We start from the raw sequence: 22598 nt of genomic DNA on the forward strand, positions 1-22598 counted from the left end.
GGGGGATGAAAAAATGGCGCAAACCGCAGGAATTCTGTTGCTTGCGCCATTTCGGACAGACAGCTGCGATGAATTACTTGGCGTCAGCGCCGTAAATATCGAAGTCGAAGTACTTGTCCTGGATTTGCTTGTACTTGCCATTGGCGCGGATCGCGGCAATAGCGGCGTTGATGCGCTCCAGGTTTTCCTTGTCACCCTTGCGTACGGCAATACCTACGCCGTCGCCGAAGTATTTGACGTCGGTGAAGGCTGGGCCCACGAACGCGTAGCCTTTGCCGGCGTCAGTCTTCAGGAAGCCGTCCTGCAGCAGGGTTGCGTCGGCCACGGTACCGTCGAGGCGACCGGCAGCCACGTCCAGGTAGATTTCGTTCTGGGTGCCGTAAGGAACGATGGTGGCGCCTTTAGGCTCCAGGACTTCCTTGGCGAAACGGTCATGGATCGAACCGCGCTGCACACCGATCTTCTTGCCTTTGAGTTCAACCAGGCTGTCGCTGACCGCAGTGCCTTCCTTCAACACCAGGCGCGCTGGGGTCAGGTAGTAGCGGTTGGTGAAGTCCACGGACTTCTTGCGGTCTTCGGTGATGGACATGGACGACAGGATCGCGTCGATCTTGCGCACTTTGAGCGCCGGGATCAGGCCGTCGAACTCCTGCTCGACCCAGGTGCACTTGACCTTCATCTCTTCGCACAGGGCGTTGCCGATGTCGTAGTCAAAACCGACGATGCTGCCATCCGGCGCCTTCGAGGCAAACGGAGGGTAAGCCGCTTCGATACCAATTTTCAGAGGCTTGCCTTCAGCGAAAGCCTGCATGGACAGCACGGACAGCGCCAGGGCGCCCAACAGCACGAGTTTCTTCATCTTGGGACTCCATCGGTATAGGGCAAAACAGCAGTATGAGCCATGGCCCACGATGCGACTGAGTGAAACCGAATAGCGGTGCTGCGTCCTACGCGGGCTACACCTGCGACGACGAGCGAGTGATCGGCATTCTAACGACAGGCCGGAAGCCGATATTTCCTCAATGCGACAACAATTTACAGAAGCACCGAGAAAGCGGTTCCAGCACATTGACAGCCTCTGAATTTTATGCAGAGGCAAAAGACATTAAACCTATTGATACTGCAAATTGCGGGCCTATTATTCGCAAACCCTTCTGGCACGGCAAGTCTGGCGTTTAATCTTATTTCTGGGGGTGTCTAAAACGCGGTTTTTCAGGGCATGAGCGTAGCCCTTTGCCTCATGTTCGAGCATAGGGTTACACATTTAGAGGTGACAGTAACATTCAGAAACGTCCTACCAGGGAAACCGATATTTATTTGACTGGTGGAGATCCAAATGTGGGAGGGGGCTTGCTCCCGATAGCGGTAGTCAGTCACTTATTTGTGAGCTGACCCGGCGCTATCGGGGGCAAGCCCCCTCCCACATGGGATCCTCAGTGGTTTTGAGAGACCACAAAAAAAGCCCCACTCGGCATGCACCGAATGGGGCTCTTTCCCACCTACCCCGCGTTACGCGGCGTTCATGGTCTTGTGCGTCTCGATCAAATGCGCCACCACACTCGGATCAGCCAAGGTGGAAATATCCCCCAGCCCGTCGTACTCGGCCGTGGCAATCTTGCGCAGGATACGCCGCATGATCTTGCCCGAGCGCGTCTTCGGCAAGCCCGGTGCCCACTGGATCACATCCGGCGAAGCGATCGGGCCGATTTCCTTGCGGACCCAGTTCTTCAGCTCCAGACGCAGGGCTTCGTTCGGCTCTTCGCCGTTTTTCAGCGTAACGTAGACATAGATGCCCTGGCCCTTGATGTCGTGCGGCACACCCACCACCGCCGCTTCCGCGACTTTCGGGTGAGCAACCATGGCACTTTCGATCTCGGCGGTGCCCATGCGGTGGCCAGACACGTTCAACACGTCATCCACACGGCCGGTGATCCACCAGTAACCATCTTCATCGCGACGGGCACCGTCACCCGTGAAGTACATGCCACGGAAGGTCTTGAAGTACGTGTCGACGAAACGGTCATGGTCGCCGTACAGGGTACGGGCCTGGCCTGGCCACGAGTCGAGAATCACCAGGTTGCCTTCGGCAGGACCTTCGATGATGTTGCCCAGGTTGTCCACCAAGGCCGGTACCACGCCGAAGAACGGCCGTGCCGCCGAACCCGGCTTGAGCGCATGGGCGCCTGGCAGCGGGCTCATCAGGGTGGCGCCGGTTTCGGTCTGCCACCAGGTATCGACGATCGGGCAACGGGATTGACCCACGTTCTTGTAGTACCAGTCCCACGCTTCCGGGTTAATCGGCTCACCCACCGAACCGAGCAGGCGCAGGCTGCTGCCATCGGCGCCTTCGCAGGCGGCGGTGCCGGAGGCCATCATTGCGCGGATCGCGGTCGGTGCGGTGTAGAGGATATTGACCTTGTGCTTGTCGACGATCTTCGCCACCCGGGTGATATCCGGGTAGTTCGGCACGCCTTCGAACAGCAGCGTGGTCGCGCCATTGGCCAGCGGGCCGTAGACGATATAAGTGTGGCCAGTGACCCAGCCGACGTCGGCGGTGCACCAGAAGATTTCGCCTGGGCGGTAGTCGAACACGCGCTCGTGGGTCAGGGCCGCGTACAACAGGTAGCCGCCGGTGGTGTGCTGCACGCCTTTAGGCTTGCCGGTGGAGCCGGAGGTATAAAGGATGAACAGCGCTTCTTCGGCCCCCATCTCTTTTGGCGCGCACACGGTGCCCGCAACTTTCATCAGGTCTTCGTACCAGATGTCGCGATGCTGGTTCCACTTGATGCTGCCATTGGTGCGCTTGCACACAATGACTTTCTGGATGCTGCTGGTTTCCGGGTTGGTCAGCGCGTCGTCGACGTTGGCCTTCAGCGGAATTTTCTTACCGGCGCGGATGCCTTCGTCAGCAGTGATCACCACTTTCGACTTACAGTCGATGATGCGACCGGCCAGGGCCTCCGGCGAGAAGCCACCAAACACCACCGAGTGGATCGCCCCGATGCGGGCACAGGCCAGCATGGCGACCACCGCTTCAGGGATCATTGGCATATAGATAGTCACCACGTCGCCGCGGTGCACATCCTGGCCACGCAGGGCGTTGGCGAACTTGCAGACTTCTTCATGCAGCTCGCGATAGGTGATGGTGCGGCTCTCGGCAGGGTCATCGCCCTCCCAGATGATCGCTGCCTGGTCGCCACGCTCGGCGAGGTGACGGTCCAGGCAGTTGTAGGAAACGTTCAGGGTGCCATCAGCGAACCACTTGATGTCGACATGGTGATCGTCAAAAGAGGTCTGCTTCACCGCGGTGAAAGGCTTGACCCAGTCAAGGCGCTTGGCTTGCTCACGCCAGAAACCATCGGGGTTGACCACCGACTGCTGGTACATGGCCTTGTAGGTCGCCTCGTCGGTCAGCGTGTTGGCGACTGTTTCGGGGCGAACGGGGTACAGGGAAGCCGCACTCATCTTTCTTACCTCGGTGACATAGTTGTTGTTGTATGGCCCAGTTGTAGCCGGGGTGGGCCTATAGAACCATTCGACGATGGTAGTAACAAGACCCTACAAATTGCCCTGCTATCCCTCTACGGGCCTCTGGCCCGCGGCCTGCGTGGCTTGGCTGCCTGATGAAAAAACCTTTACCACGGGATTGTTACAAAAACCGCCAATAGTGTTTATCAAAAGCACGGGTATATGAATATAACCTGCGGGCCTAAAATCAACTCCGCCAACAAGGCACTGTGATTAACAACGTAACAGCCCCCACGAAGGCACGTTAATCCGAACTTACCAACCCTAAGTTACACACGTGGCCTCACAAAGGCCCCGTGACCCCTTTCGCCCTGAAGAAGGTAAATAGAGAAATGAAAGCTTTATTAGTTATGGCCCTCAGCAGCTTGTGCGCCACCGCCGCCCTGGCCGATGAGGCCCCGACTGAGCTGGCCGGCCAGAAAGCCCCGATTGTCGAGGACTACACCTACAGCACCAAGCTGGACGTGGCCAAAGTATTGTCCATGAGCACTATTCCAGAAGTTTGCGAAGTGGTACCGGTAAAAATGGAATATGAAGATTCCCAAGGTCAGCGCCACATTCTTAATTACAAGGTTATGGGCAATGGTTGCTCTAACGGATAAACACTTCGTTAGTTCAATTTGAACTTGATCTTGTTTGCCGCAAGAAATCGTTCTTGCGGCCAAGAACCGGCCTTTGACCCCCCGCAGACCAAATGTGGGAGGGGGCTTGCCCCCGATAGCGTCATCCGACGCACCTCTATTACGCTATTACCCCCTACGCCCCGCCCCCTGCATCCGCCCCGCAAAAAGCCACTCATCGCCCCTCAAAAAAAACCAACCCCAGCAAAGCCTTGCAAACACACGCTTTGGCCGAAAACCACGCCATTGCGGCCCTCCTCCGAGACCATCCGCCGCAACACAAAGTCGAATTTTTCCCTATAATGCGCGGGTAAATCGGGCCTGCAATATCCCTTTACACTGGGATGAAGAGCCAGACCTGAGCCTGCGCTGGAGCATGCACCTGTCGCTCCGCCTCTCAAGCCTCACGCAGAGCACCCGTGACCCTATTCCGTTTAATGCCTGCGCCAGCGGTTGCAACAAACGATTCCTTAAGATCCACCGCGGCCCGAGGGCCGTGTGAACACCCAACCATCCGGTTTCACACGGGCACCTTTGAGCCCTCACGCAGGAGACGACACGTCATGCTGAGCTGGGACGAATTCGACAAAGAAGAAGACGGCGAAGTAGCCACCAAAGGCGCCAACGCCGGCCACGCCACCGAAGCCAACATGGACCGCCTCGACGGTGCCGGCGCCGCTGCCGCCATCGAAGCCCGCGCCGTCACCGCCAGTGACTCCGCCGCCATCGTGCGCGCCAAGGCGGCCCTGGACAAACTCGACGTCGCCGAAGGCCTCGCCGAACTCGAAGGCGCTTCCGCCCGCGTCGCCGTTGACGAAAAACGCATGATCAACTGCCGCGCCGACCTCAACCAACTCGTGCCCTTCAAGTACGACTGGGCCTGGCAGAAGTACCTCGACGGCTGCGCCAACCACTGGATGCCGCAAGAGGTCAACATGACCGCCGACATCGCCCTGTGGAAAAACCCCGAAGGCCTGACCGACGACGAGCGCCGCATCGTCATGCGCAACCTCGGCTTTTTCTCCACTGCCGACTCCCTGGTTGCCAACAACCTCGTCCTGGCCGTGTACCGCCTGATCACCAACCCGGAGTGCCGCCAGTACATCCTGCGCCAGGCCTTCGAAGAAGCGATCCACACCCACGCTTACCAGTACTGCATCGAATCGTTGGCCATGGATGAAGGCGAGATCTTCAACATGTACCACGAGATCCCATCGGTGGCGAAAAAAGCCGCCTGGGGCCTGAAGTACACCCGTTCGATCTCCGATCCGAAGTTCGAAACCGGCACCGTCGACACCGACAAGGAACTGCTGCGCAACCTGGTCGCCTACTACTGCGTGCTGGAAGGCATCTTCTTCTACTGCGGCTTCACCCAGATCCTGTCCATGGGCCGCCGCAACAAGATGACCGGCGTCGCCGAACAGTTCCAATACATCCTGCGCGACGAGTCGATGCACCTGAACTTCGGTATCGATGTGATCAACCAGATCAAAATCGAAAACCCACACCTGTGGGATGCCGAAATGAAGGAAGAAGCGACCCAGATGATCCTGCAAGGGACGCAGCTGGAGATCGAATATGCGCGCGATACCATGCCGCGCGGTGTGCTGGGTATGAACGCGGCGATGATGGAGGATTACCTCAAGTTCATCGCTAACCGTCGCCTGTCGCAGATTGGCTTGAAGGAAGAGTACCCAGGCACGACCAACCCGTTCCCGTGGATGAGCGAGATCATGGACTTGAAGAAAGAGAAGAATTTCTTTGAGACCCGGGTGATTGAGTATCAGACGGGTGGGGCGTTGAGCTGGGATTGATTCCTTAACACAGCAACACCAAGAAGCCCTGACTTGTTCGGGGCTAATGAGATGGTCACCCCCACACCCTGCGAGGGCTACGCTTTCGCAGGGTGTTTTGTTTTTGGAGGCCATCATCATGAGCGAGTCAGCACTGATCGGGATCGATCTCGGCAAACATAATTTCCACCTTCTGGGCCAAGACAAATCGGGCCGCGAGGTGTTTCGCAAAAAGCTCTCGCGAGCGCAGATGATGCGGTTCTTCGGCAACTTGCCGAGCTGCGTCGTGGTAACGGAAGCCTGTGCCGGCTCTCACTTCATCGCCCGTCAGCTTGCGGCGATGGGGCATACGACCAAGTTGATTTCACCGCAGTTTGTCCGCCCTTTCGTCAAGGGCAACAAAAATGACTTTATCGACGCAGAGGCCATTTGCGAGGCGGCTTCCCGTCCGTCCATGCGCTTCGTTACGCCTAAAACCGAGTCTCAGCAAACCCTGTCTGTCCTGCATCGCATGCGCGAGTCGTTGGTGCATGACCGCACCAAGACAGCCAATCAGATGCACGGTTTCCTGCTGGAATTTGGCATCAGCCTGCCCAAAGGCTCAGCCATCATGAAGCGTTTGGCAGCTGTTTTGGCCGAGCATGAGCTGCCTGTGCGGCTGACAGTGCTGTTGCAACGCCTGCACGATCACTTCGTTTACCTGGATGAACAGATCAAGGAACTGGACAAACAACTGGCTTGCCAGCTGGCCGACGATGATCTGGGGAGCCGTTTGCTTAGCATGCCGTGTGTCGGTCCGATCACCGCCAGCCTTCTGGCTGTAGAAATGGGCGATGGCAAGCAATACCGATGCAGTCGCGATTTTGCGGCTTCAGTGGGCTTGGTGCCGCGACAGTACAGCACGGGCGGCAAAGCCAATTTGTTGGGGATCAGCAAGCGGGGTGACAAGCACCTGCGGCAACTGCTGGTGCAATGCTCCAGGGTTTACATGCAGAGGCTGGATCATCAGAAGGGGGCTTTGGCCGACTGGGTGCGAGCGCTGCTGCGCCGACGACACTCGAATGTGGTGGCCTGTGCCCTGGCCAACAAACTGGCGCGTATCGCTTGGGCGATAGCGGCTCACCATGCGCAATATGAAGCAGGGCCAGACGCCTTGAACGCCTGACCCTGCGGTTGTTGCAGTACCACAATTCACCCTTCAGGTTTTGCGATAGCTGAACAACGGATGACGTGAACGGCCTACCGGCCTGGCGAAGATCCTGACATAAAAATCGGCTTCAGAAGCCGACGGGCTTTTAAGGATCGTCAGGCGCGACTCTCATCGTGGCGCTGGGGCAAGCCCCAAACAGACGCCGGATAGATTTAAGCAAGCCAACCACATCGCCCGTTAATCAGTATTGCAAAAATGGGGGGGACCATAGATTTTTTATGCGAGTTCACTGACGCGGAGCTTGCAGCTGCGGTCGAGCCCTAAAAGTCCGCGCCTGGGTACTGAAAGAAGCCAAGGGCATCTGCGAAGGCTGCGGCTCTAACGCGCCGTTCGAGGTCGACGGCTTGCCATTTCTTGAAGTACATCACGTCAAGCACCTCGCCCAGAAGGGTTCGGATCGCATCACCAATGCTGTAGCCTTGTGCCCCAATTGCCATCAGCGTTGTCACCGGTCGACTGACCGGGAGGCTTTCACCGAGGGGCTTTACGCCAAGGTCGGAAGATTGGCACGGGAGTAAACTCCTGCTGTCACACCTGATGCACACTCAAAAAAATACTAGATAGGACCGAGGCCAACCCGTGAACCCAGACATGCTCGAAGCCGGCCCCGCTGACGCCAAAGTACTTTCCGTCTTTGACTTCGACGGCACCCTGACCCACCACGACAGTTTCGTGCCCTTCCTCAAGTTTGCCTTTGGCCCTGGCGAGTTTTATGGCCGGATGGTCAAGCTGGCGGTGCCTGGGCTGCGTTTTTTGGTGCGGCAGATCAGCCGGGATGAGTTGAAGGCGCAGTTGATCCGCACCTTTATGACCGGGGTGGAGAAGACGTGGGTGCAGCAGAAGGCCGAGGAGTATTGCCAGCGCAATTGGGCGCGGTTGATGCGCCCGGCGGGGGTGTTGTCGGTGGAGCATGAGTTGGGCTCCGGGGCGGAGGTCACGTTGTGTTCAGCGTCGCCGGCGTTGGTGTTGCAGCCGTTTGCGAATCGGCTGGGGATCAAGTTGATCGGGACTGAGCTTGAGGTGGTCGACGGGGTGTTGACCGGCAAGCTCACCGGGAATAATTGCCGCTGTGAGAATAAGGTGCTGCGGCTCGAGGCGGTGTATGGGGACCTGGGGGAGTATCGGCTGCGGGCCTGGGGCGATACACGCGGGGATCGGGAGCTGCTGGCGGCGGCGCAGGATGCGCATTTTCGGCATTTTCATGCGAAGAAGAAAAAGCGGGCTCGGTTGCAGCGATGATGCGGGTAATGGGGATCGGCTGGAACACCGAGTCGATGCCATCGGTGCCTCGCTAAAGCTCGAGACCTCCCACATTTGATTTCTGTGATCCGGTAGATCGGCGTTTGTCGTGAACGTTATGTCGTGGCTTTGAGGTCTACGCCCAGGGCGGTGGCAAAGGCTTTTACCAGCGGACTTCTTGGCGCGTTGTGGCGCAGGATCAGGTTGAAGACGGTGCTCAGGTGCACGTGTTCCGGGCACAGTGCGCGTAGGCGCCCTTCCCTCACCAATGGCGCGGCGTAGTGTTCCGGCAGGAAGCCGAGGAAACGACCGGTGAGGATCAGGATAGCGACGGCTTCGACTTGCGAGGCCGAGGCGGACTGGCTGTCGTAATTGACGAAGGTGGCCTTGTCGCGATGGATCGCATACCGATGGTTGACCACTTCATATTGGCGCAGCACCTCGGGGGTAATGTCGTTCGCGGTGAAGAGCGGATGTCCTACGGCACAGTAGGCGTGGGCCTTTTCTTCGTAGAGCGGGAAGTAGTCGAACTCTTCGCGGCGCTGGTACACGGGGACGATGCCGACAATCAAGCGCCCTTCCACCACACCGCGTTCAACTTCGTCCAATTGCGAGGCATGCAGGCGTAATCTTATTTTTGGTGATTGGCTATGTAAGTTGCCAAGCGCGGCAATCAGCGGTGAATTAACGTCGGAGACAGTGTTATCAATAACGCCCATACTAAGGTCGCCGATGAGTTCATTTTGCGCCGAACTAAGCTTGTCTCTGAAACTGTCTACCGAGGTAAATAACTCGATGGACGCTTGATACACCAACTTGCCTTCTTCGGTCAGCCCGAAGCCTTCTCGGCCCCGTGTGCACAGGCGCATGCCGATGCGGATTTCCAAGTCGGAGATCTGTTTGCTGATGGCCGCCAGGCCCACGTTCAGCTCGTTTTGCGCAGCGCTGAAGCCGCCAGCTTCGACCACGGCCATAAATACCCGCAGCAGTTTGAAGTCCAACCCACTGAGTTGCAGGGGCGGTCTTGTGCCGGGTTTTGGCGGTAGGTTTCCAGAAGTGGAAAGTGGAGTTTCCATAATACGCGTTGACCTCAAGTGCCATATTCAACAGGCTTCAACCCAATCCTTGAACATAGCCAGGCGGCGATAATGAACATAAACATCCGCCCTTGGCAACCTTGAATACGGCGCGCCAGACGCTGATTCAGTTTAGTTGAAAACCTTTTTTTACTGCCTCCGACTCTTCTAAAAACAAGCGTGAGGAATACCCATGTCCCAGCCCACCGACCGCCTTTGGGGCGCTCGTTTCAAGACCGGTCCGTCTGCTGCGTTGGCCGCATTGTCCCGTTGCCCTGAGCGCTATTTTCGCCTGACGCCCTACGACCTGGCCGGCTCCCGTGCCCATGCCCGTGAGTTGCAGCGCGCCGGTCTGCTGGATGAATCGGAGACCTTGCGCACCCTCGAGGCCCTGGACCGCATCGGTGAAGACTTCGCCGCCGGCCGCCTGCATCCCACCCTGGATGACGAGGACGTACACACCTTTATCGAACGCGTCTTGACCGAACGCCTGGGCGCATTGGGCGGCAAGCTGCGCGCCGGGCGTTCGCGTAATGATCAAACCGCCAACGATCTGCGCCTTTTCCTACGCGACCATGCGCGCACCATCACCACCGAGGTGTTGGGTCTGCAGCAGGCGTTGGTGGAACAGGCTGAGCAGCATGTCGAGAGCATCTGCCCCGGCTTTACCCATTTGCAGCAGGCGCAACCCATCGTGTTCGCCCATCACTTGCTGGCCCACGCGCAGTCGATGTTGCGCGATGTCCAGCGCCTGGTGGATTGGGATGCGCGTACGGCGTTGTCACCGTTGGGTGCGGCGGCGATGGCCGGCTCGGCGATTGCGCGACAGCCGGAACACTCAGCCAAGGAAATGGGCTACACCGGGCCGTGCGAAAACTCGATCGATGCCGTCGCCAGTCGCGACCATGTGGCGGAGTTCCTGTTTGTGGCGGGCATGCTCGGAGTGAATATTTCGCGGCTGTCGGAGGAGTTTTGCCTGTGGTCGTCGCGCCAGTTTCGTTGGGTGGTATTGGACGATGCCTACGCCACCGGCAGTTCGATCATGCCGCAGAAAAAGAACCCGGACATTGCTGAATTGGCCCGGGGCAAGGCTGGGCGGTTGATCGGCAACCTGACCGGGCTGATGTCGACGCTCAAATCCTTGCCGCTGTCGTACAACCGCGATTTGAGCGAGGACAAACACAGCGTGTTGGACAGCGTGGACACCTTGCTACTGGTACTGCCAGCGATGGCCGGGATGGTCGCGACCATGAAGGTCCAGGTGGAGGAGCTGCGGCGCCAGGCGACGATGGGCTTTACCTTGGCGACGGAAGTGGCGGATTGGTTGGCCACCCGTGGCGTGCCGTTCAAGGAGGCCCATGAGATTACCGGCGCCTTGGTGCAGGCCTGCGAGAAGCATGAGATTGAGTTGTGGGAAGCCTCGCCGGCAATGCTGGCGGAGGTGGATGCGCGGTTGACGCCAGAGGTGCGCGATTGCCTGACCCTGGAAGCGGCGATTGCGGCACGCAGTGGACGGGGTGGGACGGCGCCAGAGCGGGTGCGGGAGCAGATTGGGCGGTTGAAAACGGCATTGGCTGCTCAGCAGCAATGGGCCGACACCTACACCGGTTTCAGAATTTGAACACCTTCACCTTGTAGGAGCGAGCTCGCTCGCGAAGAACCCAGGAACACCGCGGGGCATCAGGTTTCCCGCGTTATCGTTGACGATCTTCGCGAGCAAGCTGGCTCCTACAGTGGAAGGCTGTGTACAGCATTTGGAGTAGAACCATGAACCAAACCCCGGCCGAGCGCTTGGAAGCTGAGCGTAAGTTGTCCGAGAACCAGTTCGATATCACGCAGTACGAGCACGTGCCACGTCGCTATTACGGGCGGATGTTTTTTGCCACCTTGATCGTGATCGTGTTGGCCGCGCTGTTGCGCGCGTTTGCCAATGGCCAAATCGAATGGTCCTACATCGGTCAGTTCCTCACGTCTGAGGCCATCATTTGGGGCCTGGTGAATACCATCGTCATGTCGATCCTGGCGATGGCGCTGGGCGTGGTGATCGGGGTGATCACGGCGATCATGCGCATGTCGGCCAACCCGATCCTGCGTTACGTGGCCATCACCTACACCTGGCTGTTCCGCGGTACACCGCTGATTTTGCAGTTGCTGCTGTGGTTCAACCTGGCGTTGATCTTCCCGGTGATCGCGATCCCCGGCCTGTTCAGCATCGACACCGTCGACCTGATGACGCCATTCGTGGCCGCCCTGCTCGGCTTGAGCATCAACCAGGGCGCCTACACCGCCGAGGTGGTGCGCGCCGGCCTGCTGTCGGTGGATACCGGCCAGTACGAAGCGGCCAAGTCCATCGGCATGCCGAGCCTGCAGGCGCTGCGCAGGATCATTCTGCCGCAGGCCATGCGGGTGATCATTCCACCGGTAGGCAACGAGTTCATCAGCATGGTGAAAATGACCAGCCTGGCCAGTGTGATCCAGTACTCGGAGCTGCTGCACAACGCGCAAAACATCTACTACGCCAACGCCCGGGTCATGGAGCTGCTGATCGTCGCCGGCATCTGGTACCTGGCGGTGGTGACTGTTCTTTCATTTGGTCAAAGCCGCCTCGAGCGTCGTTTTGCCCGCGGCGCCGGCAAGCGTTCGTAAGTCTGGGTTGAGGAGATTTGCCCCATGAGAAGCATCGTCAAGGCCGTCAACCTGAACAAGTATTACGACCAGTATCACGCGTTGCGCGACATCAATATCGAGGTCGAGCAAGGCGAAGTCATGTGCATCATTGGCCCGTCGGGCTCGGGTAAAAGCACCCTGCTGCGCTGCGTCAACCAGCTGGAAAAAATCGACAAGGGCGGCCTGTGGGTCGACGGCGAACTGGTGGGTTACCGCGTGGTCGGCAACAAGCTGCATGAGATGAATGAAGTGCAGATCGCGCGCCAACGCCTGGCCACCGGCATGGTGTTCCAGCGCTTCAATTTGTTCCCGCACATGACCGTGTTGCAGAACATCGTCGAAGGCCCGTGCCAGGTGCTCAAGCGCTCGCCCAAGGAAGCCACGGAGGACGCCCTGGAGTTGCTCGCCCGCGTTGGCCTGGCGGACAAGCGCAATGCCTACCCGGTGGAATTGTCCGGTGGGCAACAGCAGCGTGTGGCGATTGCCCGCGCGTTGGCGATGCGCCCCAAGTTGATGTTGTTTGACGAACCCACCTCAGCCCTCGACCCGGAACTGGTAGGAGAAGTGCTGTCGGTGATGCGCGATTTGGCCACCACCGGCATGACCATGATCGTGGTCACCCATGAGTTGGGCTTCGCCCGCGAAGTGTCCAACCGCATGGTGTTTATGGATGCAGGCCAGATTGTGGAAGCCGGCAGCCCTGAAGAAATTCTAATAAGCCCACAAAACCCGCGTACCCAAAGCTTTATTTCTGCCGTTCGCACTTAACTAAAAAACTAACGAGAACGCCCCCATGAAAAAATTGTTCATCCCAACGTTGCTCGCAGGCCTGATGGCCTCCACCGGTGTATTGGCGGCATTGCCGGCGGCAATCAAGGACAAGGGTGAGATCAGCGCGGCCATCGTGCCGAACTACCCGCCGATGGATTTCAAGGACCCGGCCACCAATAAGCTCACCGGCTTCGACTTCGACCTGGGCAACGCCCTGGCCGAGCGCCTGGGTGTGAAGATCAAGTGGCAGGAAACCGGCTTCGAGCAAATGCTCAGCGGCTTGACCACCAAGCGCGTGGACATCGTGCTGTCGGGCATGAGCGACACCGCCGAGCGCCAGAAATCCGTGACGTTCATCGACTACTTCACCAGCGGCCCGCAGCTGTACACCCTGGCCAAGCGTGAAGAGATCAAGGAACTGACCGACCTGTGCGGTAAAAAAGTCGGCACCAGCCGCCGCACCACCTGGCCGTCGGAAATTGCCGCGTGGAGCAAGGAAAACTGCGAAGCCGCGGGTAAGCCCGCCATCGTGGTGATCGGCACTGAAGGCTCGGCGGATGCGCGGGCACAGTTGCAGCAGAACCGCCTGGACGCGGCGATGCAGGGCAGCGAGACGATTCCTTATTTGATGTCGTTGGACAAGGGCAAGTACAAGCCGGTGGGCCTGGCGATTTCCAAGCAGTTCACCGGGCTGGGGATCGAGAAGAGCAACACCGGGCTGGTCACGGCGATCAGTGAGGCGTTGCAGGGCATGATCGATGACGGGACCTACGGCAAGATCCTGAAGAAGTGGGATCTGGAACAGGGTGCGGTCGAGAAGATCAGCATCAACGCCGGCCAGTAACCCGTCCCCACTGTAGGAGCGAGCTTGCTCGCGAAAAACCCGAGAGCACCGCGGGCAATCGGAAAGCCCGCGCTATCGTTGACGATCTTCGCGAGCAAGCTCGCTCCTACAGAACACCAAGGCACCTGACAAGGACATCCGCCCCACCGTGGCCACCTACTCCCTGGTAATCCGCCGCCTGATGATTTGCTCGGTGACCATCGTGGTCAGCCGCGCCATGACCAGCCCACTGCTGGCGCTGCTGCTGAGCACGCGCCTGGGCCTCAACCAGCAGGACATCGGCCTGCTGATGGGCATCGCGGTGTTTATCGCCACACTGCTGGGCCTGTATGGCGGCTACATCATCGACCGCCTGGAAAAGCGCAAGCTGCTGATCCTGGCCATGCTCTCCAGCGCCATCGGCTTTCTGTTACTGACGTTTGCCAGCAACCTCTACCTCACCACCCTGACCCTGGTCATCACCGAAGCAGCGTCAGCGCTGTTCCTGATCGGCTCCAAAGCCATCATCAGCGAGAACCTGCCGGTGGGCGATCGCGCCAAGGTGTTTTCCCTGCGCTATACCCTGACCAATGTCGGCTACGCCACCGGCCCGATGGTCGGCGTGGTGATTGCCGGCCACATGCAACTGGCGCCCTTCCTGATCGCCAGCGCGATTGCCTTTGGCAGTGTGCTCCTGATGATCGGTATCCCGCCGACGCAACGGGATGACAGCCACAGACCCTTGAGTTTTCTCAGTACCCTGCGCACCTTGCGCAGCGACCGCACGTTGATTCTGTTCACCAGCGGCAGCCTGCTGAGCACTATTGTCCACGGGCGCTATACGTTGTATCTGTCGCAGTTTCTGCTGGTGGCCTACAAGCCGGCCGAGGCGCTGAAGATTCTGTCGGCGGTGCTGGCGTGTAACGCCATGACCGTCATCGCGATGCAGTACCAGATCGGGCGGTTTCTCAAGCGTGAGCAATTGCGCTACTGGATCGTGCTGGGCACTTTGCTGTTCATGCTTGGGTTGATCGGCTTCAGCCTGGCCGACAGCTTGCTCACCTGGTGCCTGGCGATGTTTGTGTTCACCCTGGGCGAGATGATCATCTACCCGTCCGAGTTCCTGTTTATCGACACCATCGCCCCGGATGCCCTGCGCGGCAGTTACTACGGGGCACAGAACCTGGCCGCGTTTGGCGGGGCGATGAGCCCGGTGATTTGCGGGTATTTGCTGATCAACGCGGCGCCCACCAGCATGTTTTATGCCCTGGGCGCACTCACTGCCCTCGGCGGCACCCTGTGCTTCCTGAGCGGACGCCGCGTGGCGGCCAGCCCGCACATTTGATCGCTGCCACGGCTGATATTTGCGTAATATCCGGTTATCCCTCTCACGGACCCGAGCCTCATGAAATTCGACACGGCCTACAGCGTGAGTCTCGACGACAAGCTATCGATCTACGACGTACGAGAGCTGAACTTCGACGAAACCGCCGCGTACGACTCCGACAAGGACCGTTTCCTCTGCCCCAACGACGCCTGCCGCGCAGCCTTTGAAACGGGCAACGTGCTGGGCACGTACAACGCCAAGAACGTCAACTACCAGCGCACCCCGCATTTCAAGAACACGCCCAGCACCGAGCATATCGAGGGTTGCCGCTATGCCAGCAGCCACAAGCCGGCGGCAGGCGAAAGCGACGACGCGCGCGAGGACAACTTCCCATCGGAATTTGTCCTGACCCGGCGTACCTACGCGCGCATCACTCCGGTCGTCGACGCCGAGGGGCAAGCCCCGCAAGCACCCGCGCAAACACCTTCAGGCCGCCCCCCCGCAGCCGTCAGCGCCAGCGACGGCACCCCGGATAAAACCAGCGTGTTCGCCCACCCGGTGGAATGCTATGTGTCGAATATCGACCACAAGGATAAGCTCAAGGCGATGCCGCTGAAGATCGGCGAGCACAGCGCGACCTACTGGGCGTTTTTCAAGAAAATCGAGTACCTGCAGGACAACCACGGCCTGATCTACTGGGGCAAGATCAAAGCGATCAAGGACTACACCAGCAGTTTTCGCATCGACTTTGAAAAAAAGGTCTGGCTCGACAAGAAGCCCTATTCGGTCAACGTCTACCTGAGCAAGAAACTCATCGAGAACTACCGCAAGCGCAAGGCGTTCCTGGAGCAGATCAAGGCCGCGGCCAGCAGCGAACGGCCGCTGTATTGCTTCTTCTACGGGGTGACGCCGGCGCTCAAGCAAGTGCCGAGCAAGAAAAACCCGGAACAGACGTTCGGGGTATTCAGCGCCAATATCGAGAACCTGGACCACCTGATTATTCGGGAAGTGCCGATGCTGGAATAGCAGGTGGTTAAGAATCCAGTTGATGAGCGGTCGAAACAACTGTACAAAAACACAGTATAGTTTGCCTTCCCCGTCGAACCCTGGAGACAACCCATGTCCTCTCTGGCAATGAGCTCTTTCGTAGAACAGCAGATCGTCCTGCATCAATTCACCGCCAAGCACAGCGTCCAGGCCCGCGTGATGCTGGGTTGGAGCCGCGAAGACCTGTCCCGTCAGGCCGGCGTGTCGGTGGCGGCGATTCAACAATTCGAGAACAACGGCGACGTGGACGATGAAACCCGCCTGACCCTGGCGTTTCGCCTGGAGGCGGAGGGGCTGGTGTTTTTCCCTGGGTTTGCGCCGGGGTGGGGGATGAGGGCGCGCAGGTTTGAAACCGCACCCGCCGAGCCGGCCTCTAAAGGCATTATGTCGCGGCTGATGGGCTCAACTGCGGCAGCAATCGAGCCACCAACGCCTCAACCGAATGGTGCGTAGAGTCCAGGCGGGTCAGCCATGGAGTCGCCCCAGTCACACAGCGATTTAGAGGCCGGCGGTTTGCTCTTGCAGCAGGCCGATACGCTCATCCCGTGACCGGGCGACCGTGAACGCTGAATGCACCGGGCCTGCAATTGCAGCACCCAATGCATCCTGTATCACGCGGGGGTCAGGTTCAGTGGTTGGCGGTCATCTCAACCCCGCCATCGGTCATCGGCGGGGCGGGAGAGAAAGGCGTACCGGGGGTGAAAGCCGGCTCCCTGATCGCCTGCGACACCTGCTCATAGCCATGGGCAACGGACAGTAAGGTGGCCTCGCTGTTGCCCGAACCATAGAAATACAGCGCCGTAGGCATGCCTTCATCATCCATGCCGCTAGGGACTGAAATGCCTGGGTAGCCCGCGGCAGCAGTGAAGTAATAGTTATGGGACAGGAAATTCGACACGATGGCGTCGAGCTTGTGTGCCTTCAACGGGTTATCAATCGTTTGCTGGAAAATCGGAGTAATGGCCTCCCACAGGCTGTCGAGCTCCTCCTGCGGCACCTCCAGGGTGTTGATGAGTTCCAGAAGGTTCTGGTCCGGCTCGCCCGGCAGCCCGTTGCGTTTATTGAATGCGATCAGCTCCGATAGTGATTTGACCGGCAGGCCTTGCCTTCCCGCCAAATAGTCCTCGAGCTGTTTTTTAACGTCGGTAAACAACGCTTCGTTGTAGTCCCGGTAGTTGTCATCAGATATGCCTTCGTCCATTGGCCCCACTGGCACCAGGGTAGCGCCCTCGGACTTGAGCCGTTCAATCGCGTCCTCGAAGTGTTTTCTATCCGCGCGCTTCGCGGGGTCCTTGGCCTCCTCCGGCGTCAGCTCAGGCAATGGTGTGTAGCCAATGCGCTTGCCTTTCAAGGCATCTGGCGTGAGGCCCTCGGTGTACACGGTGGTCTCAGTCATGGCGTTGAGTGCCTCCGCCGCGTCACGCACATTACGTGTAAAAGTGCCCACCGAATCCAGGCGCGTACTGGTCATGACGCCCTCCGTGCTGACCAGGCCGGCAGTGGTTTTCATGCCGAAAACACCGTTATAGGCGGCCGGAGCAATAACCGAACCATTGGTCTCAAGCCCCAATGCCAGCGGAACATGCCCTTGGGCCACCGCCACCGCCGAGCCAGAACTCGACCCTGCCACCGGGCCACCAAGCCGATGAGGGTTGAGCGTCTGCCCACCTCGGGAGCTCCACCCATCTGCCGGCGCTTCGGAGCGGAAGTTGGACAATTCGCTCATGTTGGTTTTACCCACAATGACCATGCCTGCTTTCAGCAGCTGGTCCACGACCTTGGCATTTTTAGTCGCCGGCGCGCCCACCAGGGCTTTTGAGCCAGCACTCGTCTGCATATTGCCTTGGGTTTCAAACACATCTTTGAGTGCCACGGGGACGCCATGCAGATAACTGCGCACCTGGCCGTTGGCACGCTCCTGATCGAGCGCCTTCGCCTCATTCCTGGCGTTGCGGTTGATTTCTAAAAACGCGTTTCCCCCCTGGAGCCCCTGGTCAATATTGGCGATCTGCTTCAACGAATCCTTCACCAACGACTCTGAAGTGACCCCTGAGTGATTGGCCATATCCGCTGACATTTCATGGGCGCTCTTGTATCCCTGCCCAGGCTGTGTAAATGCCCGGTAAAGGTCGGCAGCCCATCCCCCGGACGAAGAAGGTATGAACATAAATTCCCCTCGATTGGACGGAACGTGCGAGCTATCGATTGATAACCCGGTACCAGTCTAAAAAGGGCGGTGCTTTCGTCCCCCAGGGTAAATCTTGCAGTCTCGTCCGATTACTCCACCCAAGGTGTGGGCTGTAAGGTGGCCGGTTCCTGTAACAGCAGGCGGTAGCTCTGTGCCAACGCCCTCACGTGATCACGCATCCAGTGGGCGCTATAAAACCAAAGCCTGTTGCCTTCTTCCAGCGGCTCGAAAAGCCCCGGGTAGCCACTTCTGCACGCGGCATGAAACGCGGCACTTCGCCCCTCGGACACCAGGGCATCAAGGCGATTCTCCGTCACGTGTCGATCGATTTCGTTGTGCATGCTGAATTGAAGGCTGTCGTCCACCTGCTCCGCGTCCAGCGCCACCAGTTGCGCCCCCGCCTGGCGCAACTTATCCAAGGCGCGAGCGAAGGAGGCGCTGTGTTCAGCGGGTTCGTATGCATCACCCCGTACATAGCGCCCGGCATACCCTATGCGCCAACCGGTCAATGCCGGTGCCGGGGTAAAAGCACTGTTGTTCAGTACCAGGGGGACTTCCACCATCACCGGCCCCGATGGGTCGACGCCACTTAACGCACTGAGCGATAACGCCGGGTCGCGTACGGTTTTCATCAGCGGGCCCGGCACGTCAAACCGGGGAGTGGGGACGCCGGTTCCCGCAGGCTCAGGTGTGTGAGCAGCGGCACCGAACGTGATGCCGCCCGCGCTGCCGCTCGGTGCATCAGTGGGAGGAACGGAGGGCGGGCAGGTCGCGCCCGAGGGTAACGCTTGCCCCGTTGGGCATGGCACGCATGGGCGCCAGTACTTCCTACACTTGTCTTCCATCAGAACCTGCCCCGAGAAATGAAATTCCCAGGGATCATCGCACCGTCGTCCGGCGCTTGTCGCAACCTCGAAACACCCTGAAAATTCCTTTTTCCAAGTGCGCCGACGTTCAGCCCACGGCGTGTTCCTCAACCGCTTGCGTCTCGACATCCAGCCACCACGCATGACCGCGTTCAGGCATGCTCAAACTGAACGCCTGGCCCATCGGCGGCGTGGTAATCGACACATTGCGCTCCCATGCCAGCGCCATGATGCGGTCGAAGGGTTCGTGCCAGGCATGGAACGCCAGGTCGAAGGTGCCGTTGTGAATCGGCAATAACCAACGGCCCTTGAGGTCAATGTGCGCCTGCAAGGTTTGCTCAGGTTGCATGTGCACATGGGGCCAGTCGACGTTGTAAGCACCGGTTTCCATCAGGGTCAGGTCGAACGGGCCGTAATGTTCGCCGATGCGCTTGAAGCCGTCGAAATAGCCGGTGTCGCCACTGAAAAAGATCCGACGCGCGCCGTCGATCATCACCCAAGAGCACCACAGCGTCTGGTTACTATCAAACAGGCCCCGCCCGGAAAAATGCTGTGCAGGCGTGGCGACCAAATGAATGCCGCCGACCTCCGTGCCCTCCCACCAATCGAGCTGCCGCACTTTACGCGCGTCCACGCCCCATTTGACGAGGATATCGCCCACGCCCAGCGGCGCCAGGAAGGCAGCGGTCTTGTCGGCCAACTGGATGACAGCCTTACGGTCCAGGTGGTCGTAATGGTTGTGGGAAAGAATGACCGCTTCCAAATCAGGCAGTTCTTCAAGAGTGATAGGGGGCTGATGGAAACGCTTGGGGCCAGCCCAACTGAAGGGTGACGCGCGCTCGGCGAACACCGGGTCGGTCAGCCAGAACTTGCCGCGCATTTTCAGCAGTACCGTGGAATGCCCCAGGCGAAATACGCTGTGGTCGGGGGCGGCGGACAGTTGCTCGCGGGTCAGCGGTTGCACCGGGATCTGCCCTACTGGCCGCGTGGTGCGCGGCTTGTGAAAGAGCATCTTCCAGAAAATACCCAAGGTTTTGGCAAAGCCGGCGTGCTGCACGGGGGCGCCGTTGCTGAAGCTTCCCGGAGCCTGTTCGGCAGGCTTGCGGGCGACGGGCGCGGGGTCGAGACGGGTTGAGATCGTGGCCATTCCAGAGTGACTCCTACAGACCGCTCATAAGTTACACTGCACAGTGTAGTTTCAAGATTGCAACAAAACCCGGAGCAAGTAAACTACCGAGTGTAATTTTCCTCCTAGAGCCGATCACTGCCCATGACTGCCCCCCAGCGCCTCACCGACCGCAAACGCGAAGCCATCGTGGCCGCCGCCATTGCCGAGTTTCGGGTCAACGGGTTCGAGGTCACCAGCATGGACAAGATCGCCGCCACCGCCGGAGTCTCCAAACGCACCGTATACAACCATTTCCCCAGCAAGGAAGAGTTGTTCGCCGAAATTCTCCACCAACTCTGGGCCAGCAGCGTCGCCCAGCTCGACGTCAGCTACGCCAGCGACCGTCCGTTGCGCGAACAATTGCGCGAGTTGCTCGAAGCCAAGATGAAGATGATGTCGGACGCCAATTTTCTCGACCTGGCCCGGGTTGCCATCGCCGCCACCATCCATTCACCGGAACGCGCCCAGGACATGGTCAACCGCCTGAGCAAACGCGAAGAAGGCTTTACCCAGTGGGTGCGCGCCGCCCAGCAAGACGGCCGACTCAGTTGCAGCGACCCGGCCTTCGCCGCCCACCAGATCCAGAGCCTGCTCAAGGCTTTCGCGTTCTGGCCACAGATCACGCTGGGCCAACCCACCCTTGATGCAGCCAGCCAGGCCAGGGTAATCGAGTCGGCCATCGATCTTTTCCTGGCCGGTTACGAAATCACTGCACAGCGCTGAAGCACTGGCCCCTCCCCACTGTTGCATAAGCGACATCCCTGGTCGTTTTTCGACGATTCCTGCACGGTCTCTCCACAAATGGCCTGGAAGGACACTGATTATTCCCACAGGAATAACTGACAATATTCACCGGACTTATCCGATCAACGGTTAATCGGGCAAACGTGCGTAGCCGTGTCAGTGAAAAACAGCTGAACCAGGAATTTATGGAAAACAGACGAGGCAAGGGGCTTTCATTTGCCAAGCGAATCTACAAGCCAAGGATCATCGGCCTGGGCATCGGTTGCATCAGCGTCATCGGCGCGCTGTATCCACTCACGATGCCGGGCTGGGTATGGGCGTTCCTGCTGTTCAATGGGTTTGCCTGGGCCCATGTGGCATATCAGCTGTCGACCCGCTCCCAATTCCCCTACCAGGCCGAACAGCGCAACCTGCTGTATGACTCCCTATCGGGCGGCTTCTGGGCCGCGGCCACACAGTTCACGCCACTGACAGCCGTGACCATCCTGTCGATGATGACCATGAACAACGTCGCGGCCGGAGGCCTACGCCTGTTCCTGCGCGGCCTGCTGGCACAAGTGGCGGGGGCGTGTGTGGCCTGGGCGCTGTTCGGCATCCGGTTCAACCCCGATGTCAGCCTGCTGCAGGTCTACACCTGCCTGCCGATGCTGACCCTCTATCCCATGGCCATCGGCATGGTCTGTTATCAACTGGCGATCAAACTGGCGGAACACAAACGTGCCCTCAGTGCCTTGAGCCGCACCGACAGCCTGACCGGCCTGCTCAACCACGGTTCATGGAAAGACCTGCTGCACCTCAAGTTCCATAAGTGCCAGTTGCAGCAAAGCCACGCCACCATCGCCCTGATTGATATCGATCACTTCAAGCAGATCAACGACACCCACGGGCATATCATCGGCGACGCCGTGTTGCGGCAATTGGGCCTGGAGCTGCGGCGCCACCTGCGCGAAAACGACCTGGCCGGCCGTTACGGTGGCGATGAGTTCTGTGTGATTCTTCCACAAATGTCGTTGAACGAAGCCGCGAAGGTCATGGAACACATGCGCGAAACCTTCAGCCGTTATCAGAACCCGCTGATCCCCGAATTGCGCGTCAGCCTGAGCATCGGCCTGGCGGACTTCCAGCCGCTCTTCACCGATGCCGCCATGTGGCTGAATGCGGCGGACCGAGCGCTGTACACAGCCAAAGATACCGGGCGCAATCGCGTCAATGTCAGCAATTACTTGATCGCCCATTCCGCCTGAAGACCTGATGCGGCAGCCCGTCTGACTGCCGCGACACCCCCGAATAGATAGCACAATGCCGCCATCCGTCCGCTAACCCAAAAAAGGCCCTGCCCTGGGTCGAACTTCTGGTCAGGCTGATCACTCTGAACCGGTTGTTCCACCCCGCTGTCGGCACAAGGAAGCTGACAATGAGCACGTCAACCGTGAGGCTAAGCGCCCTACGGAGGCAGGCGCATATTCATGGATACCCCAAGACGCTTGCTTACCCGAGCACCCGAACATGCTATTCAACGCGCATAAAAAAA

General features: G+C 59.0%; 19 protein-coding genes and 1 pseudogene. 14 read left to right on the forward strand and 6 right to left on the reverse strand.

The window, feature by feature from the left end; all coding sequences use genetic code 11:
• Nucleotides 1-73: 73 nt before the first annotated feature.
• Together AB7933_RS25815 and acs are read right to left on the reverse strand one after the other, a co-directional pair.
• Nucleotides 74-859 (reverse strand): ABC transporter substrate-binding protein, encoded by a 786-nt coding sequence (locus AB7933_RS25815; protein ID WP_024077014.1) that lies wholly within the window; start codon nucleotides 857-859, stop codon nucleotides 74-76.
• Nucleotides 860-1509: 650 nt separating this feature from the next.
• Entirely contained in the window at nucleotides 1510-3465 is a 1956-nt protein-coding gene (acs, locus tag AB7933_RS25820; RefSeq protein WP_024077015.1) for an acetate--CoA ligase, read from the reverse strand.
• 395 nt (nucleotides 3466-3860) lie between these two features.
• On the opposite strand from acs, the gene AB7933_RS25825 reads away from it, so the two are divergent.
• The 5 genes and pseudogenes from AB7933_RS25825 to AB7933_RS25845 all read left to right on the forward strand — a co-directional run bounded on the left by AB7933_RS25825 (nucleotide 3861) and on the right by AB7933_RS25845 (nucleotide 8390).
• Nucleotides 3861-4130, forward strand: coding sequence for a DUF2790 domain-containing protein (locus AB7933_RS25825; RefSeq protein ID WP_069076866.1), 270 nt, complete (start codon nucleotides 3861-3863; stop codon nucleotides 4128-4130).
• Nucleotides 4131-4711: 581 nt separating this feature from the next.
• Nucleotides 4712-5962, forward strand: a complete 1251-nt coding sequence (locus tag AB7933_RS25830) for a ribonucleotide-diphosphate reductase subunit beta (protein ID WP_024077017.1) — start codon at nucleotides 4712-4714, stop codon at nucleotides 5960-5962.
• A 118-nt stretch (nucleotides 5963-6080) separates the two neighbouring features.
• The gene (locus AB7933_RS25835) at nucleotides 6081-7106 is read left to right on the forward strand and encodes an IS110 family transposase (protein ID WP_024074122.1); all 1026 of its coding nucleotides are present in this window, start codon (nucleotides 6081-6083) and stop codon (nucleotides 7104-7106) included.
• A 308-nt stretch (nucleotides 7107-7414) separates the two neighbouring features.
• Nucleotides 7415-7669: pseudogene (locus AB7933_RS25840) on the forward strand (HNH endonuclease); the annotation flags it as partial.
• Between the two features lie 73 nt (nucleotides 7670-7742).
• On the forward strand, nucleotides 7743-8390 hold the full coding sequence (locus tag AB7933_RS25845) for an HAD-IB family hydrolase (RefSeq protein WP_041161002.1): 648 nt from the start codon (nucleotides 7743-7745) through the stop codon (nucleotides 8388-8390).
• A gap of 116 nt (nucleotides 8391-8506) precedes the next feature.
• Here the strand turns inward: AB7933_RS25845 and AB7933_RS25850 are convergent, their stop codons facing one another.
• Nucleotides 8507-9466, reverse strand: coding sequence for a LysR family transcriptional regulator (locus AB7933_RS25850; RefSeq protein WP_024077020.1), 960 nt, complete (start codon nucleotides 9464-9466; stop codon nucleotides 8507-8509).
• 193 nt (nucleotides 9467-9659) lie between these two features.
• Here AB7933_RS25850 and argH point away from each other — a divergent pair, with 193 nt between their 5' ends.
• The 7 genes from argH (at nucleotide 9660) to AB7933_RS25885 (ending at nucleotide 16554) form a co-directional block, all read left to right on the forward strand.
• Nucleotides 9660-11087, forward strand: coding sequence for an argininosuccinate lyase (argH, locus tag AB7933_RS25855; RefSeq protein ID WP_024077021.1), 1428 nt, complete (start codon nucleotides 9660-9662; stop codon nucleotides 11085-11087).
• A gap of 146 nt (nucleotides 11088-11233) precedes the next feature.
• Nucleotides 11234-12112 carry an amino acid ABC transporter permease gene (locus AB7933_RS25860; protein WP_024077022.1) on the forward strand — a complete coding sequence of 293 codons (879 nt, stop codon included), beginning with the start codon at nucleotides 11234-11236 and terminating at the stop codon, nucleotides 12110-12112.
• A 24-nt stretch (nucleotides 12113-12136) separates the two neighbouring features.
• The gene (locus AB7933_RS25865) at nucleotides 12137-12901 is read left to right on the forward strand and encodes an amino acid ABC transporter ATP-binding protein (protein ID WP_024077023.1); all 765 of its coding nucleotides are present in this window, start codon (nucleotides 12137-12139) and stop codon (nucleotides 12899-12901) included.
• A 25-nt stretch (nucleotides 12902-12926) separates the two neighbouring features.
• Entirely contained in the window at nucleotides 12927-13748 is an 822-nt protein-coding gene (locus AB7933_RS25870; RefSeq protein ID WP_024077024.1) for an ABC transporter substrate-binding protein, read from the forward strand.
• Nucleotides 13749-13896: 148 nt separating this feature from the next.
• Nucleotides 13897-15072 (forward strand): MFS transporter, encoded by a 1176-nt coding sequence (locus AB7933_RS25875; RefSeq protein WP_024077025.1) that lies wholly within the window; start codon nucleotides 13897-13899, stop codon nucleotides 15070-15072.
• A 60-nt stretch (nucleotides 15073-15132) separates the two neighbouring features.
• Nucleotides 15133-16080 carry a hypothetical protein gene (locus AB7933_RS25880; protein WP_024077026.1) on the forward strand — a complete coding sequence of 316 codons (948 nt, stop codon included), beginning with the start codon at nucleotides 15133-15135 and terminating at the stop codon, nucleotides 16078-16080.
• A 93-nt stretch (nucleotides 16081-16173) separates the two neighbouring features.
• Nucleotides 16174-16554 carry a helix-turn-helix domain-containing protein gene (locus AB7933_RS25885; protein ID WP_024077027.1) on the forward strand — a complete coding sequence of 127 codons (381 nt, stop codon included), beginning with the start codon at nucleotides 16174-16176 and terminating at the stop codon, nucleotides 16552-16554.
• 175 nt (nucleotides 16555-16729) lie between these two features.
• On the opposite strand, the gene AB7933_RS25890 is transcribed toward AB7933_RS25885, so the two are convergent.
• From AB7933_RS25890 to AB7933_RS25900, 3 genes are all read right to left on the reverse strand, one after another.
• Complete coding sequence (locus AB7933_RS25890; RefSeq protein WP_024077028.1) at nucleotides 16730-18178, reverse strand: amidase family protein; 1449 nt, start codon at nucleotides 18176-18178, stop codon at nucleotides 16730-16732.
• A gap of 200 nt (nucleotides 18179-18378) precedes the next feature.
• Nucleotides 18379-18921, reverse strand: a complete 543-nt coding sequence (locus AB7933_RS25895) for a hypothetical protein (protein WP_236645993.1) — start codon at nucleotides 18919-18921, stop codon at nucleotides 18379-18381.
• A 322-nt stretch (nucleotides 18922-19243) separates the two neighbouring features.
• Nucleotides 19244-20302: an MBL fold metallo-hydrolase gene (locus AB7933_RS25900; protein WP_024077030.1), complete on the reverse strand. Its 1059-nt coding sequence runs from the start codon at nucleotides 20300-20302 to the stop codon at nucleotides 19244-19246.
• Nucleotides 20303-20425: 123 nt separating this feature from the next.
• Between AB7933_RS25900 and AB7933_RS25905 the strand changes: the two genes are divergently transcribed.
• Nucleotides 20426-21046 (forward strand): TetR/AcrR family transcriptional regulator, encoded by a 621-nt coding sequence (locus AB7933_RS25905; protein WP_024077031.1) that lies wholly within the window; start codon nucleotides 20426-20428, stop codon nucleotides 21044-21046.
• Between the two features lie 206 nt (nucleotides 21047-21252).
• Nucleotides 21253-22311: a diguanylate cyclase gene (locus tag AB7933_RS25910; RefSeq protein WP_024077032.1), complete on the forward strand. Its 1059-nt coding sequence runs from the start codon at nucleotides 21253-21255 to the stop codon at nucleotides 22309-22311.
• Nucleotides 22312-22598 lie beyond the last annotated feature (287 nt).

The sequence above is a fragment of the Pseudomonas gorinensis genome (genome assembly GCF_042015035.1).
In the GTDB taxonomy this organism is placed as follows: Bacteria; Pseudomonadota; Gammaproteobacteria; order Pseudomonadales; family Pseudomonadaceae; genus Aquipseudomonas; species Aquipseudomonas gorinensis.

Coding starts and splice junctions, on each gene's coding strand:
- AB7933_RS25895 (WP_236645993.1), bottom strand. CDS start 18,921: ATGAAAACCGTACGCGACCCGGCGTTATCGCTCAGTGCGTTAAGTGGC.
- AB7933_RS25845 (WP_041161002.1), top strand. CDS start 7,743: ATGCTCGAAGCCGGCCCCGCTGACGCCAAAGTACTTTCCGTCTTTGAC.
- AB7933_RS25865 (WP_024077023.1), top strand. CDS start 12,137: ATGAGAAGCATCGTCAAGGCCGTCAACCTGAACAAGTATTACGACCAG.
- AB7933_RS25825 (WP_069076866.1), top strand. CDS start 3,861: ATGAAAGCTTTATTAGTTATGGCCCTCAGCAGCTTGTGCGCCACCGCC.
- AB7933_RS25905 (WP_024077031.1), top strand. CDS start 20,426: ATGACTGCCCCCCAGCGCCTCACCGACCGCAAACGCGAAGCCATCGTG.
- acs (WP_024077015.1), bottom strand. CDS start 3,465: ATGAGTGCGGCTTCCCTGTACCCCGTTCGCCCCGAAACAGTCGCCAAC.
- AB7933_RS25815 (WP_024077014.1), bottom strand. CDS start 859: ATGAAGAAACTCGTGCTGTTGGGCGCCCTGGCGCTGTCCGTGCTGTCC.
- AB7933_RS25880 (WP_024077026.1), top strand. CDS start 15,133: ATGAAATTCGACACGGCCTACAGCGTGAGTCTCGACGACAAGCTATCG.
- AB7933_RS25860 (WP_024077022.1), top strand. CDS start 11,234: ATGAACCAAACCCCGGCCGAGCGCTTGGAAGCTGAGCGTAAGTTGTCC.
- AB7933_RS25890 (WP_024077028.1), bottom strand. CDS start 18,178: ATGTCAGCGGATATGGCCAATCACTCAGGGGTCACTTCAGAGTCGTTG.
- argH (WP_024077021.1), top strand. CDS start 9,660: ATGTCCCAGCCCACCGACCGCCTTTGGGGCGCTCGTTTCAAGACCGGT.
- AB7933_RS25910 (WP_024077032.1), top strand. CDS start 21,253: ATGGAAAACAGACGAGGCAAGGGGCTTTCATTTGCCAAGCGAATCTAC.
- AB7933_RS25835 (WP_024074122.1), top strand. CDS start 6,081: ATGAGCGAGTCAGCACTGATCGGGATCGATCTCGGCAAACATAATTTC.
- AB7933_RS25900 (WP_024077030.1), bottom strand. CDS start 20,302: ATGGCCACGATCTCAACCCGTCTCGACCCCGCGCCCGTCGCCCGCAAG.
- AB7933_RS25850 (WP_024077020.1), bottom strand. CDS start 9,466: ATGGAAACTCCACTTTCCACTTCTGGAAACCTACCGCCAAAACCCGGC.
- AB7933_RS25870 (WP_024077024.1), top strand. CDS start 12,927: ATGAAAAAATTGTTCATCCCAACGTTGCTCGCAGGCCTGATGGCCTCC.
- AB7933_RS25830 (WP_024077017.1), top strand. CDS start 4,712: ATGCTGAGCTGGGACGAATTCGACAAAGAAGAAGACGGCGAAGTAGCC.
- AB7933_RS25885 (WP_024077027.1), top strand. CDS start 16,174: ATGTCCTCTCTGGCAATGAGCTCTTTCGTAGAACAGCAGATCGTCCTG.